Below are 12,934 nucleotides of genomic sequence, written 5' to 3'. Positions count from 1 at the left end.
AATTAATCCTCGTCCAGACGGTACTTCGACACGTCCATTCCAAATGTGAGCTGCTTGTCGGCTACGAGTTGTTCCAACTCGGTGAGTGACTTCTTACCGAAGTTCCGGAATTTCATCATATCAGAAATTTCGAGTCTTACGAGGTCACCCAATGTTTTCACATCGGCAGATTTCAAACAGTTGTAAGCGCGTACGGAAAGATCCAGTTCAGACAATGAAGTCTTCAACAGTTTTCTCATACGCAGCATTTCCTCATCAACCTGATTGTCTTCTTCCGCTTTCTGCTTCTCAAACGTCATTGTTTGATCAGAGAACAGCATGAAGTGTTGGATCAGAATATTGGCAGCACCTTTCAATGCATCTTCCGGGTGGATGGAACCATCGGTTTGGATGTCGATCAAAAGACGTTCGTAGTCGGTACGCTGTTCAACACGCGTGTTTTCAACGCTGTATTTCACATTTTTGATAGGCGTATAAATCGAGTCTACCGCGATGTAGCCGAACGGAAGCTCATTAGCCCGTGGTTCGTCTGCCGGCACGTATCCTCTACCTTTATCCAGGAGAAGTTCCATTTCGAACTCCTTCTGATCATCTATATGGCAAATGACCTGATCCGGATTCAACACCTCGAATGCGCTTGTAAACTTGCCAATGTCGCCGGCAGTGATGACAGAAACATTTTTCAGGTTTACTACGATCCTACTCTCACTCAGGTCAGAAACTTTTTTAAAACGAACCATTTTCAGGTTCAGGATGATTTCCGTAACATCCTCAACTATACCTTCGATAGAAGAAAATTCGTGAAGCACGCCTGGGAACTTCACACTCGTAATGGCGTAACCTTCCAAAGACGAAAGGAGAATCCTACGCAACGCATTACCAATGGTTACGCCGTATCCTTTCTCTAAAGGCTTAAACTCAAACAACCCGTGAAAGTCGTCTGCTTTCTCCATGACGACCTTATCAGGCATTTGGAAAGCTAATATTGACATAGTCCTTGCTCCTTTTATAGTAGTAAATGATAGTTGATCACGCTACCTTACCTTTGCGATCGCAAAATTGCGCTGTTGCCAGCAAAAAAAGCACTACCCCGAATATTCGGGGAGTGCATGTAATATGAAGATTATTATTTAGAATACAACTCAACGATCAGCTGTTCGTTGATGTTTTCTGGAATTGACTCACGGTCGGGGAATGTAATGAACTTGCCAGACAGTTGCTGAGCGTCCCACTCCAACCAGTTGAAACCTTTTGCGCTGTGTCCTGCAAGGCTATCTGTTACTGCTTCGAGAGATTTAGATTTCTCACGAACAGTTACAACCTGGCCCGGACGCAATGAGTAAGAAGGAATGTTTACAATCTCACCGTCCACAAGGATGTGCTTGTGCGAAACGAGCTGACGAGCAGCACGGCGAGTTGGAGCAATACCCAAACGGTAAACTGTGTTATCAAGACGTGCTTCGCAATATCTCAAAAGGTTTTCACCAGTCAGACCTGCTTTCACGGCAGCTTTCTCGAACAAGCTACGGAATTGTCTTTCGAGGATACCGTAGATGAATTTCACTTTTTGTTTTTCAGCCAATTGCAGAGCGTACTCCGATTTCTTTGACCGACGACCCTTTCCGTGCATTCCGGCAGGGTAATTTTTCTTTGCAAGCGCTTTGCTTGGACCCATGATGGGTTCTCCGTAACGTCTTGCGATTTTGGTTTTGGGACCTGTATAACGTGCCATTAAAACTTTTTGTTAACTAAAATTGATAAATACCATTCTGTAACCCCAGTGTCCAAATTACGAATGGGTACCTTTCGGTACTAACTAATTACTATACTCTACGACGTTTTGGAGGACGGCATCCGTTGTGCGGAAGCGGAGTGATGTCACGGATAGTGGTCACTTCGATACCTGCATTCTGGATAGTACGGATCGCAGACTCACGGCCTGATCCTGGTCCTTTAACGAAAACCTCTGCTTTACGCATTCCGAGGTCGAACGCAACTTGCGCAGCGCTCTGAGCAGCAGTTTGTGCTGCGTATGGAGTGTTCTTCTTAGAACCACGGAATCCCATTTTACCGGCAGAACCCCAAGAGATAACTTGTCCGTTGCTGTTGGTAATCGAGATGATGATATTATTGAAAGAAGCTTTGATGTGAACCTGACCAACAGGCTCCACAACAACCACTCTCTTTTTTGCTTTATCTTTTCTTTTATTCTGTGCCATTGCTGTTGGAATAATAAGTTGTGGATCGCTCCACCGCTCACTTTATTATTTAGTAGCCTTTTTCTTGTTCGCGATAGTTTTGCGTTTACCCTTACGAGTACGTGAGTTGTTTTTCGTTCTCTGACCACGCAAAGGCAATCCTTTACGGTGACGGAGGCCACGATAACAAGCGATATCCATAAGACGCTTAATGCTCAACTGAACTTCAGACTTAAGAGCGCCTTCTACTTTAAATTCCCCAGCAATAACCCCACGGATCGCACCAGACTCTTCGTCGGTCCAGTCGATCACTTTTTTATTCAAATCAACACCTGCCTTTTCGAGGATTTTCTTAGCCGAGCTACGGCCGATCCCGAAAATATAAGTCAATGAGATTTCGCCTCTTTTGCGATCTGGAATGTCTACTCCTGCAATACGTGCCATAATTATTATCCTTGTCTTTGTTTATACCGTGGGTTCTTCTTGTTAATAACGTACACTTTACCCTTCCGGCGGATAACCTTGCAGTCCTCGCTGCGTTTCTTTACTGATGCTTTGACTTTCATCTGATTAAACTAAGTGTTAATTTAAGGTAATCGATCTCCTTACTTGTAACGATATGTAATCCGGGCTTTCGATAGGTCGTAAGGAGACATTTCCAGCTTTACTCTGTCACCCGGCAATATTTTGATATAGTGCATTCTCATTTTACCCGAGATATGCGCTATCACTTCATGCTTGTTCTCTAATACAACACGAAACATTGCGTTTGACAATGCTTCGAGAATTACTCCGTCTTGTTCGATTGATGCTTGTTTTGCCATTCGTAGCGTTTGTTACTGTACTTCAACCATAAGGCTGGTGTTGGCCGTCACTTTTTCAATGTAATCGAATGTTGTCAGAATTTCTGCCTTCCCCTTTCTCACTACCACGGTGTGTTCGAAATGCGCGGAATACTTTCTGTCGTTGGTCCGGATTGTCCAGCCGTCGCGCTCCTGCACTACTGCTTTCGCGCCCAGGTTGATCATCGGCTCAATCGCCAACACCATTCCTTCTCTCAATCGTATTCCTTTGCCTCGCTTTCCGTAGTTTGGTACTTCCGGAGCCTCATGCAGATCCCTGCCTACCCCATGTCCTACCAATTCTCTCACCACTGTATAGCCACGGTCTTCAACAAAACTCTGAACCGCGTGGCCAATATCTCCGATCCGAAAGCCATCTACCGCTTGCTCGATTCCCTTATACAGGGACTTCTTGGTTGCAGTAAGGAGGTTCATCACTTCTTTGGAAACTTCTCCCACCGGGTAAGTGTACGCGCTGTCGCTATGATAGCCATTCAGCTTAACCCCGCAGTCGATGGAAACGATGTCCCCCTCTTTTAGCACGTAGCCCCCGGGAATCCCGTGGACTACAACTTCATTGACCGATATACAAAGAGAAGCCGGAAATTTGTTGAATCCCTTGAATGAAGGTATTCCACCATTGTCTCTGATATACTCCTCGGCTACCGCATCCAACTTACCGGTTGTAACACCCGGCTTTACCCAGGTAGCGACTTCCGCATGTGCCTTGCCGAGGATCTGAGCACTAACCTTTATCAGGTTGATTTCCTCTTCTGTTTTAAGATAAATCATTTCAGATTGCTACGCTCTCGGTGCGCCCTTTTACACGTCCCGACTTCATCAAACCTTCGTAGCGGCGCATCAGCAGGTAGCTTTCAACTTGTTGCAAAGTATCCAAAACTACACCTACCATGATCAGCAACGATGTTCCTCCGAAAAAGTGAGCAAAGTCAGTCGAAATTCCCAGAAGGCTCGCGAAAGCAGGTAAAGTAGCTACTACTGCCAGCATCAATGCACCTGGGAAGGTGATACGGTCGAGTACAGAGCTAATGTATTCAGAAGTCTGCTGACCTGGTTTAACACCCGGAATGAATCCGCCTCCACGCTTCATATCATCAGCAATTTGCTGAGGGTTTACCGAAATCGCGGTATAGAAGAACGTAAATACAATAATCAATACTGCGAACAGGAGATTGTACTGCCAGGTTGTGTAGTTAGCGAAAATCGTCGCTACGTTACTGGCGAAATCACTTTTCTCGGCGAAGTAAGATGCACCCAGTGAAGGAATGAACATCAGAGCCTGAGCGAAAATGATAGGCATTACACCCGCCGCATTCAATTTCAATGGCAAGTACTGGCGCTGACCACCCATTACGCGGTTACCTACCACCTGCTTAGCATACTGGATAGGAATACGACGAACGGCCTGGGTCAACATCACCGCACCCATAATTACAAAGTACAGTGCAACGATTTCCAATACGAAGATCAGAATACCGCCGCTACCTCTCGATACGAATTCTTTGTAGATCGCACCAGGAAAACGAGAAACGATACCGATCATAATCAGCATCGAAATACCGTTACCGATACCTTTGTCAGTAATTCTCTCGCCGAGCCACATACAGAACATTGTACCCGCCGTCAGTACAAAAACCGACGAAATGGTGAACATGCTTCTGGAAACCAGAAGAGCCTCGTCAGGTACAGTAGTATTCAAATACGCGGTACCTTGAACAAGTGTAACAACGATAGTCAGAACCCGGGTAATCTGGTTCAGCTTTTTACGGCCTGATTCCCCCTCCTTCTGCATCTTCTGGAAATATGGCAATGCCATAGTCAACAGTTGGATCGCAATGGAAGCGGAAATGTAAGGCATGATACCCAACGCAAAAATGGACGCTTTACTGAAAGCGCCACCTAGGAAAGTATCAAGCAAACCCAACAACCCCGCAGAGGATACATTCATTTGATCAGGTTCAACACCTGGCAACGCAACGTAAGACCCCAACCGGAAGATCGTTATAAACAAAAGAGTGTTGAGAATACGTGTTCTCAACTCCTCAATCGCAAATATGTGTTTTATAGTCTCTAAAAATCGTTTCATCTTCTGGGCTTACAACGCTCTGTTCAAAGTAAACAAATTCTGTCGGGTATCGCAGCTAAATTACAATTTAACTGCTTTACCACCTGCCTTCTCGATCGACTCGATAGCCGAAGCAGAAAACCCATGAGCCTGAACTTCAACCGCAGAAGTGATTTCACCACGGTTAAGGATCTTAACCAGGTCATTCTTCGCGCTGAGACCATTTTCACGAATCAGATCTAACGTTACTACCGCAGCTCCGGTTTTTTCAACCAATGCCTGGATTGCGTCCAGGTTCAACGCCTTGTATTCAACGCGGTTGATGTTGTTGAAACCGAATTTCGGCAAACGTCTTTGCAGAGGCATCTGACCACCTTCAAAGCCCAGCTTGCGGCTGTAACCTGAACGCGACTGCGCTCCTTTGTGTCCACGTGCAGCAGTGCCCCCTTTACCGGAACCCTGACCACGTCCAACCCGCTTTCCAACTTTAACGGAACCAGCAGCCGGTTTTAATGAACTTAAATTCATACTAATCGTATATTAAATTTCTTCAACTTTAACCAAGTGGCTTACCTTGCGGATCATTCCGGCAATGGCATCGCTGTTTTCTTTCTCAACAGACCGGTTCAGTTTACCAAGACCCAACGCTTTGATCGTCAACTTTTGGTTCTCAGGGCGGTCAATTGTGCTCTTAACTTGTGTAATACGTACTTTTGACATGATTGCTCTCAGATTGAGGATAATCCCGAAGGATTATCCGTTGAATACTTTTTCCAATTTAACGCCACGTTGGAAAGCAACCTGATGCGGAGCTCTCATTTTCAAAAGAGCGTCAATTGTAGCCTTGATTACGTTGTGCGGGTTCGATGAACCTTTGGATTTCGCAAGTACGTCTTTGATACCTGCACTTTCCAATACCGCGCGCATCGGGCCACCTGCCAGTACTCCCGTACCAGGAGCAGCCGGCTTGATCAGAACGAAACCGCCGCTGAACTTACCTTCCATTTCGTGAGGAACGGTATGTTTTAGCATAGGAATTTGGATCAGGTTTTTCTTAGCATCGTCAATTCCTTTGGCAATCGCGTCAGTTACTTCGTTGGCTTTGCCCAATCCGTAACCTACAACTCCGTTTCCGTCTCCTACTACCACGATGGCAGAGAAGGAGAAACGACGACCACCTTTTACTACTTTTGCAACCCGGTTGATCGCTACAACGCGCTCTTTCAGGTCTGATTCGTTAACCTTTGAAGGTCTTGTATTTGTAGACATAGTCTTTGTTATACTTAGAATTTCAGGCCACCCTCACGAGCTCCGTCGGCCAATGCTTTTACCTTACCGTGGTACAAATATCCATTACGGTCAAAAACCACTGCCTGGATACCTGCTTCCTGTGCTTTTTCAGCAATTTTCTTACCTACCTGAGCAGCAACTTCCACGTTAGTGTTTTCTTTTCTGCCTCCCAGCTCTACCGAAGATGCACTTGCAAGGGTAATGCCCTTGATATCATCGATAATCTGTGCGTAGATGCTTGTGTTGGAACGGAAGACCGAAAGTCTTGGGCGCTCCGCGCTTCCCTTCACCCGCTTACGGATGTGAAGTTTCAGGCGTTGTCTTCTATCTGCTTTTACGTTAGCCATCTTTAATCTTATCTTACTTGTTTATAACATTGATCGGTGGCTACGCACTATTTCTTAGAAGCAGACTTACCTGCCTTACGACGGACCACTTCACCAACAAAACGGATACCTTTTCCTTTGTAAGGCTCAACTTTGCGGAGAGATTTGATTTTCGCTGCTACTGCACCAATCAATTCCTTGTCGATACCTTCCAGGATCACCTTAGGGTTCTGACCTTTTTCTGAGGTCGTAACCACTTTGATTTCTTCCGGGATCGCCATAAAAATGTTGTGCGAGTAACCCAATTGAAGTTCGAGAACGTTGTTCGCCGAGCTCGCTTTGTAACCTACCCCTATAATTTCAAGCTCACGCTTGTAACCTGCATCTACACCGATCACCATGTTGTTGATCAGTGAGCGGTAAAGACCGTGCAATGCTTTGTGACGCTTCTGTTCAGTAGGACGCGTAACTTTCAGTTCGCTACCCTCAACCTCCACAGTGATATCGCTATCTACTGCCTGGGTAAGAGTGCCTTTCGGCCCTTTTACAGATACTACGTTATCTTCTGCAACCGACACAGATACACCTGCGGGCAAAACGATAACTTTATTTCCTATTCGTGACATTTCCTGAATAACTTTTAAATATTAATACACGAAACATAACACTTCACCACCCACATTCAGTGTCTTAGCTTCTTTATCTGTCATTACACCTTTCGATGTAGAGATGATCACTGTTCCTAAGCCGCCCAATACACGTGGCAGTGTTGATGAACCTGAATATTTACGTAGTCCAGGCTTACTAACCCTCTCCAATTTCACAATTGCAGATTGCTTTGTCACAGGATTGTATTTCAAAGCGATCTTGATAACTCCCTGAGGACCAACCTCGTCGAATTTGTAGCTTTGAATGTACCCCTTGTCAAAAAGTACCTTTGTAATCTCTTTTTTTATGTTGGATGCAGGTATCTCAACAACCCGGTGCTTCGCTTTGATAGCGTTTCTGAGTCTCGTCAGATAGTCTGCTATGGGATCCGTTAACATGTTTATGCCAAGTTTAAACACCCCCTTTTGAACGGGAGTGCAAAGTTAAGTAATTGAAATCAGAATTGAAAGTATTCTTACCAACTTGATTTTGTAACTCCTGGAATTTTTCCATCTGACGCCATATCGCGGAAGAGTACCCGGGAAATTCCGAATTTACGCATATAACCGCGAGGTCTTCCGGTGATTTTGCACCGGTTGTGCAGGCGTACAGGAGAAGAGTTACGTGGTAACTTGTCAAGACCAACCCAGTCACCGGCAGCTTTCAACTTGCTACGTTTTTCAGCGTAACGCTCTACTAGCGCTTGTCTTTTTCTCTCCCGTGCTTTTACTGATTCTTTTGCCATTGTCGGTAAATAATCTTAGTAGTATTTTCTTATTTGTTCGCGTTGGTGAAAGGCATTCCCAATGCTTTCAGCAGTTCGTAGCTCTCTTCGTCAGAGTTGGTAGAGGTCACGAATGTGATGTCCATACCAGTGATTTTAGCCACTTTCTCGATGCTGATCTCAGGGAAAATAATCTGCTCCTTCACACCGAACGTATAGTTTCCACGTCCATCGAACCCTTTGTCGCTGATACCTTTGAAGTCACGTACACGTGGCATTGCAATGGTTGTAAGGCGGTCAAGGAATTCGTACATCTTGTCACCACGAAGCGTTACTTTCGCTCCGATAGGCATGTTTTCACGCAACTTAAAGTTAGAAACAGCCTTTTTGGAGATAGTAGCTATTGCTTTCTGTCCTGTGATCAGGCTCAACTCTTCCACACCGGTGTCAACAAGTTTCTTGTCTGCCACAGCAGCTCCGATACCTTTGTTGATAACAATCTTTGTCAAGCGGGGAACCTGCATGCTTGATTTGTACTGGAATTTCCCCTTCAATTGCGAAACGATTTCGCTAACGTATTTCTCTTTTAATCTAGGCGTCGCCATGTTTGAAAGTGATTATGTGGATTGCCGACCCACTCGCTTGGTTATAAAAATCAACTGCTTTCGGCAAATCCGGATTACAATAAGTTTCCGGATTTTTTCGAAAAGCGTTGCAGTTTTCCTTTGTCGTTCGCTTTACGGCCTGTTCTTGAAGCTTCACCTGTTTTAGGATCCACTACCATCAGGTTGCTGATGTGAATAGCGCCTTCGCGTTTTTCGATGCTTCCTTGTGGGTTTTGCGCGTTTGGCTTAACGTGCTTGGTGATCATGTTCACACCTTCCACAGTTGCTCTCTGTTTTTCTACAAGCACCTTGGTGATCACGCCGGTTTCGCCTTTTGCGTTACCTGAAATCACTTTCACGGTATCACCTTTGCGAACGTGCAATTTTGCCGGTGCTTTTTTATTTGTACTTTCCATTGAGGTATTCTCTTAACAGTTTAAAGAAATACTGATGTTTTGATTTCTTACAACACTTCTGGTGCCAGTGATACGATTTTCATGAACTGCTTCTCGCGCAACTCGCGGGCAACTGGTCCGAAAATACGTGAACCACGGGGTTCATCATTGTTGTTCAATAAAACTGCCGCATTATCTTCAAACCGGATGTAAGTTCCATCTTTGCGACGTACCTCTTTTTTAGTACGTACAACCACGGCTTTGGAAACCGTTCCTTTTTTCATGTTGCTCGAAGACAGAGCGGATTTCACCGTCACGACGATCTTATCGCCCACCGAAGCATAACGCTTTCCAGTTCCGCCCAATACCCGGATTACGAGTACTTCTTTTGCGCCACTGTTATCGGCTACTGACAGTCTTGATTCTTGTTGTACCATGATTACTTCGCTCTTTCAAGGATTTCTACTACTCTCCAACGCTTGTTTTTGCTAAGCGGACGAGTTTCCATTACACGGATAGTGTCGCCAATACCCACATCGTTTGTTTCGTCGTGAACCATCAATTTGGTAGTTTTAGTCATAAACTTACCATATTTGGCGTGCTTCACTTTACGCACAACGGTGATCACACAGGACTTGTCCATTTTGTTGCTCACCACTTTGCCAATTCTCTCTTTACGTAAATTTCTTACTGTTGCCTCCATAATTTCTAAACTGTTTACTGTTGGTTAGATTTAGCCGACAGCTCGGTTAAGAGTCTTGCAATTTCCTTACGTGAGGCGCGAATACGCAAAGGGTTCTCAATTGGAGAAATAGCATGCGCAAATTTCAACCGGAGTAAGCGCTCTCTCTCTTGGGCGATCTGCTCTTTAAGCTGATCCTGCGACAGATTCTTTATTTCTTTACTAGTCATTGCTTTTGATAATTAGCGGTTCTAAATACGTTCGGACTACTATGATTCCTGATAATCCCGGCGTACGACGAACCTTGTCTTAATTGGCAACTTCTGTGCAGCCAAACGCAATGCTTCGTTTGCAGTATCCAGCGCTACACCAGTCGCTTCGAAAATGATAGTTCCAGGCTTAACAGGAGCTACCCAATACTCAGGTGCACCTTTACCTTTACCCATACGAACCTCAGCAGGTTTTTTGGTAATCGGTTTGTCAGGGAATACACGGATCCAAACCTGACCTTCGCGTTTCATCGCACGTGTTACCGAGATACGCGCTGCTTCGATCTGACGAGCAGTCAACCAACCTGGTTCCAGTGCCTTTATTGCAAACGATCCAAAAGCGATCTCATGTCCGCGGGTCGCGAGACCGTTGTGCGAACCTTTGTTCTTTTGTTGCTTGCGAAATTTTGTCCTTTTCGGCTGTAACATGATTCTAATCTATTTGAACCGGTCTGATACCGGAAAGTATCTGATTACTTCTTCTTGTTCTTGTTGCGTTTGCGACGATCTGCATCACCACCACCGCCTTCGCCACGTGGAGCGCCATCGTTTCTGTCACGGCCACCTCTTCTGTCGCCACGTCCTCCGCGATCGTTACCACGCTCGCCACCACCTGCGCTTCTGTCAGCTCTGTCTGATGCCGCAGTTGCTGCGCTTGGAGTCAGGTCACGCTTTCCGTACAATTCACCTTTGAAGATCCATACTTTAATACCGATCTTACCGTAGATAGTTTGTGCTTCGGAGATAGCGTAATCGATGTCCGCTCTCAATGTATGCAAAGGAATACGTCCTTCTTTGTATTCTTCTGTACGGGCCATTTCAGCACCACCCAGACGACCTGCCAAACGAATTTTGATTCCTTGTGTTCCTACACGCATTGCAGAAGCGATCGATTGCTTCATCGCACGACGGTAAGAAATACGAGCCTGCAATTGCTGAGCGATAGCTTCGCCTACCAGTTTCGCATCGATTTCAGGACGTTTGATTTCGTAGATGTTGATCTGAACATCTTTGCCTGTAATCTTTTTAAGCTCTTCTTTGATTTTATCAACTTCGCTACCACCTTTTCCGATCACGATACCCGGACGGGCAGTGTGAATCGTCAACGTGATGCGCTTCAATGTACGTTCAATAACTACTTTTGAAATCGATCCTTTCGGGATACGTGCTTTGATGTAGTTACGGATTTTCTCGTCTTCAACCAGTTTGTCAGAGAAGTCTTTTCCTCCGTACCAGCTAGATTCCCATCCTCTAACAATTCCTAGTCTTAGACCTATCGGATTAACCTTTTGTCCCATTCGAAATAGATCGTTTTACTTATGATTCGATTACTGCTTCATTTACTGACACCGACGCGTCGTCTACCACGATTGTGATGTGGTTGGAACGCTTACGGATTCTGTGTGCCCGTCCTTGCGGTGCAGGGCGCAAACGCTTCAACATGCGTCCACCGTCGATGAAAACGGTTTTAACGATCAAGTCAGCGTCTTCCAGTTTCGCTCCCTCGTTCAGTTGCTGCCAGTTGGCAACAGCCGAAAGAAGAACTTTGTGCAAAACCGGCGATGAAGCTCTCGGTTGGAATTTCAAAAGTGCCAACGCTTTGCTGACCTTCTGTCCGCGAATCATGTCGGCCACCAATCTCATCTTGCGAGGAGAGGTAGGCACGTCTTTTAATATAGCTCTTGCTTCCATGTTTCTTTTCAGATATCGGCTCGTCCGTTAGGACCAGCTACGTCGACAAATTATTTTCTTCCTTTATCTTTTTTAGCGGTGTGGCCACGGAAGTTACGGGTTGGAGAGAACTCGCCCAGTTTGTGTCCTACCATGTTTTCAGTCACATAAACCGGGATAAACTTGTTCCCGTTGTGAACTGCAAACGTATGCCCGATAAAATCAGGCGAAATCATTGAGCGCCGCGACCAGGTCTTGATGACAGATTTACGCGATGCATTGTTCATCGTTTCAACTTTGGCTTCGAGACGAAAGTCGATATATGGTCCTTTTTTTAATGAGCGTGCCATGTTCTACTTATTTTTTACGACGGCTGATAATCAATTTCTCAGAATGCTTGTTGCGGTTACGTGTCTTAAGACCCTTCGCGAACTGACCATTTCTAGAACGAGGCTGACCTCCTGACGAACGGCCTTCACCACCACCCATTGGGTGATCAACAGGGTTCATAGCAACACCACGTACGCGTGGACGACGTCCCAACCATCTTCTGCGCCCCGCTTTTCCAAGCGATACGTTCATGTGGCTGGCGTTTGAAACAACTCCAACTGTTGCGATACAAGTGGCCAATACCATACGCATTTCGCCTGATGGCATTTTCAATACGGCATATTTACCACCTTCTCTCGCTACCAGCTGCGCGTAAGCACCGGCGCTTCTTGCAAACTGACCACCTTTACCAGGCGTCAATTCGATATTGTGTACGATCGTACCGACAGGCATAGATCCCAATGGAAGGGCATTTCCAACCTCAGGAGCTACCGAATTGCCAGACACGATAACTTGTCCAACCTTCAGGCCGTTTGGTGCGATGATGTAACGTTTTTCCTGGTCCTCAAACTGGATCAGGGCAATGCGCGCTGAGCGGTTTGGATCGTATTCGATTGTAAGGACAGTAGCGGGAGCGTCGAAACGATTTCTTTTGAAGTCGATAACGCGGTATTTTTTCTTGTGACCGCCACCAATATATCGCATGGTACGATGTCCCTGGCTGTTACGACCACCTGTTCTTTTGATGGGTTCCAGAAGACTCTTCTCAGGCTTCGACGCGGTGATCTCCTCGAATGTAGGAGCCGAGCGGAAACGCTGACCAGCACTTGTAGGTTTTAATTTTTTAACTGCCATTTGCTATTAACTC

General features: G+C 45.6%; 25 protein-coding genes. All 25 read right to left on the bottom strand.

Translation table 11 applies throughout. The features are described 5' to 3' along the window. Window positions 1–2: 2 nt before the first annotated feature. On the bottom strand, window positions 3–992 hold the full coding sequence (locus tag BLQ88_RS16265) for a DNA-directed RNA polymerase subunit alpha (RefSeq protein WP_041735400.1): 990 nt from the start codon (window positions 990–992) through the stop codon (window positions 3–5). Between the two features lie 134 nt (window positions 993–1,126). Continuing rightward, the gene (rpsD, locus tag BLQ88_RS16260) at window positions 1,127–1,732 is read right to left on the bottom strand and encodes a 30S ribosomal protein S4 (RefSeq protein ID WP_090152057.1); all 606 of its coding nucleotides are present in this window, start codon (window positions 1,730–1,732) and stop codon (window positions 1,127–1,129) included. A gap of 91 nt (window positions 1,733–1,823) precedes the next feature. Further along, on the bottom strand, window positions 1,824–2,219 hold the full coding sequence (rpsK, locus tag BLQ88_RS16255; RefSeq protein ID WP_015813813.1) for a 30S ribosomal protein S11: 396 nt from the start codon (window positions 2,217–2,219) through the stop codon (window positions 1,824–1,826). Window positions 2,220–2,264: 45 nt separating this feature from the next. After that, window positions 2,265–2,642 carry a 30S ribosomal protein S13 gene (rpsM, locus tag BLQ88_RS16250; protein WP_090152054.1) on the bottom strand — a complete coding sequence of 126 codons (378 nt, stop codon included), beginning with the start codon at window positions 2,640–2,642 and terminating at the stop codon, window positions 2,265–2,267. Between the two features lie 5 nt (window positions 2,643–2,647). After that, the gene (ykgO, locus tag BLQ88_RS16245; RefSeq protein ID WP_015813811.1) at window positions 2,648–2,764 is read right to left on the bottom strand and encodes a type B 50S ribosomal protein L36; all 117 of its coding nucleotides are present in this window, start codon (window positions 2,762–2,764) and stop codon (window positions 2,648–2,650) included. Window positions 2,765–2,803: 39 nt separating this feature from the next. After that, on the bottom strand, window positions 2,804–3,022 hold the full coding sequence (gene infA / locus BLQ88_RS16240) for a translation initiation factor IF-1 (protein ID WP_015813810.1): 219 nt from the start codon (window positions 3,020–3,022) through the stop codon (window positions 2,804–2,806). 12 nt (window positions 3,023–3,034) lie between these two features. After that, window positions 3,035–3,832, bottom strand: coding sequence for a type I methionyl aminopeptidase (gene map / locus BLQ88_RS16235; RefSeq protein ID WP_090152051.1), 798 nt, complete (start codon window positions 3,830–3,832; stop codon window positions 3,035–3,037). A 1-nt stretch (window position 3,833) separates the two neighbouring features. Next, window positions 3,834–5,147, bottom strand: coding sequence for a preprotein translocase subunit SecY (gene secY / locus BLQ88_RS16230; RefSeq protein WP_090152046.1), 1,314 nt, complete (start codon window positions 5,145–5,147; stop codon window positions 3,834–3,836). A 60-nt stretch (window positions 5,148–5,207) separates the two neighbouring features. Beyond that, entirely contained in the window at window positions 5,208–5,654 is a 447-nt protein-coding gene (gene rplO / locus BLQ88_RS16225) for a 50S ribosomal protein L15 (RefSeq protein ID WP_015813807.1), read from the bottom strand. Between the two features lie 12 nt (window positions 5,655–5,666). After that, window positions 5,667–5,846 carry a 50S ribosomal protein L30 gene (gene rpmD / locus BLQ88_RS16220; RefSeq protein WP_090152043.1) on the bottom strand — a complete coding sequence of 60 codons (180 nt, stop codon included), beginning with the start codon at window positions 5,844–5,846 and terminating at the stop codon, window positions 5,667–5,669. A gap of 33 nt (window positions 5,847–5,879) precedes the next feature. Beyond that, window positions 5,880–6,395, bottom strand: a complete 516-nt coding sequence (gene rpsE / locus BLQ88_RS16215; RefSeq protein ID WP_090152040.1) for a 30S ribosomal protein S5 — start codon at window positions 6,393–6,395, stop codon at window positions 5,880–5,882. A gap of 14 nt (window positions 6,396–6,409) precedes the next feature. Beyond that, on the bottom strand, window positions 6,410–6,763 hold the full coding sequence (rplR, locus tag BLQ88_RS16210; protein WP_090152038.1) for a 50S ribosomal protein L18: 354 nt from the start codon (window positions 6,761–6,763) through the stop codon (window positions 6,410–6,412). 47 nt (window positions 6,764–6,810) lie between these two features. Next, complete coding sequence (rplF, locus tag BLQ88_RS16205; protein WP_090152035.1) at window positions 6,811–7,368, bottom strand: 50S ribosomal protein L6; 558 nt, start codon at window positions 7,366–7,368, stop codon at window positions 6,811–6,813. Between the two features lie 21 nt (window positions 7,369–7,389). After that, window positions 7,390–7,788 carry a 30S ribosomal protein S8 gene (rpsH, locus tag BLQ88_RS16200; protein ID WP_026350532.1) on the bottom strand — a complete coding sequence of 133 codons (399 nt, stop codon included), beginning with the start codon at window positions 7,786–7,788 and terminating at the stop codon, window positions 7,390–7,392. A 77-nt stretch (window positions 7,789–7,865) separates the two neighbouring features. Further along, window positions 7,866–8,135, bottom strand: a complete 270-nt coding sequence (rpsN, locus tag BLQ88_RS16195; protein WP_015813801.1) for a 30S ribosomal protein S14 — start codon at window positions 8,133–8,135, stop codon at window positions 7,866–7,868. 29 nt (window positions 8,136–8,164) lie between these two features. Further along, entirely contained in the window at window positions 8,165–8,719 is a 555-nt protein-coding gene (gene rplE / locus BLQ88_RS16190; protein ID WP_019941743.1) for a 50S ribosomal protein L5, read from the bottom strand. Window positions 8,720–8,793: 74 nt separating this feature from the next. Next, entirely contained in the window at window positions 8,794–9,135 is a 342-nt protein-coding gene (rplX, locus tag BLQ88_RS16185) for a 50S ribosomal protein L24 (protein WP_019941742.1), read from the bottom strand. A gap of 47 nt (window positions 9,136–9,182) precedes the next feature. Then, a complete protein-coding gene (rplN, locus tag BLQ88_RS16180) occupies window positions 9,183–9,551 on the bottom strand; it encodes a 50S ribosomal protein L14 (protein WP_015813798.1) in 369 nt (122 codons plus the stop codon). Window positions 9,552–9,553: 2 nt separating this feature from the next. After that, on the bottom strand, window positions 9,554–9,817 hold the full coding sequence (gene rpsQ, locus BLQ88_RS16175) for a 30S ribosomal protein S17 (protein WP_090152030.1): 264 nt from the start codon (window positions 9,815–9,817) through the stop codon (window positions 9,554–9,556). Between the two features lie 14 nt (window positions 9,818–9,831). Further along, entirely contained in the window at window positions 9,832–10,026 is a 195-nt protein-coding gene (rpmC, locus tag BLQ88_RS16170) for a 50S ribosomal protein L29 (RefSeq protein WP_015813796.1), read from the bottom strand. A gap of 39 nt (window positions 10,027–10,065) precedes the next feature. After that, window positions 10,066–10,494 carry a 50S ribosomal protein L16 gene (gene rplP, locus BLQ88_RS16165; protein ID WP_019941740.1) on the bottom strand — a complete coding sequence of 143 codons (429 nt, stop codon included), beginning with the start codon at window positions 10,492–10,494 and terminating at the stop codon, window positions 10,066–10,068. A gap of 44 nt (window positions 10,495–10,538) precedes the next feature. After that, window positions 10,539–11,363: a 30S ribosomal protein S3 gene (gene rpsC, locus BLQ88_RS16160; RefSeq protein WP_090152027.1), complete on the bottom strand. Its 825-nt coding sequence runs from the start codon at window positions 11,361–11,363 to the stop codon at window positions 10,539–10,541. A 19-nt stretch (window positions 11,364–11,382) separates the two neighbouring features. Further along, complete coding sequence (gene rplV / locus BLQ88_RS16155; RefSeq protein WP_090152025.1) at window positions 11,383–11,757, bottom strand: 50S ribosomal protein L22; 375 nt, start codon at window positions 11,755–11,757, stop codon at window positions 11,383–11,385. 50 nt (window positions 11,758–11,807) lie between these two features. Then, window positions 11,808–12,086: a 30S ribosomal protein S19 gene (gene rpsS / locus BLQ88_RS16150; RefSeq protein ID WP_090152022.1), complete on the bottom strand. Its 279-nt coding sequence runs from the start codon at window positions 12,084–12,086 to the stop codon at window positions 11,808–11,810. Window positions 12,087–12,093: 7 nt separating this feature from the next. Next, window positions 12,094–12,921, bottom strand: coding sequence for a 50S ribosomal protein L2 (gene rplB, locus BLQ88_RS16145; RefSeq protein ID WP_090152019.1), 828 nt, complete (start codon window positions 12,919–12,921; stop codon window positions 12,094–12,096). Between the last annotated feature and the right edge of the window lie 13 nt (window positions 12,922–12,934).

It is taken from the genome of Dyadobacter soli (assembly GCF_900101885.1).
Classification (GTDB): domain Bacteria; phylum Bacteroidota; class Bacteroidia; order Cytophagales; family Spirosomataceae; genus Dyadobacter; species Dyadobacter soli.
This window is presented reverse-complemented; position numbering and strand designations above follow the sequence as displayed.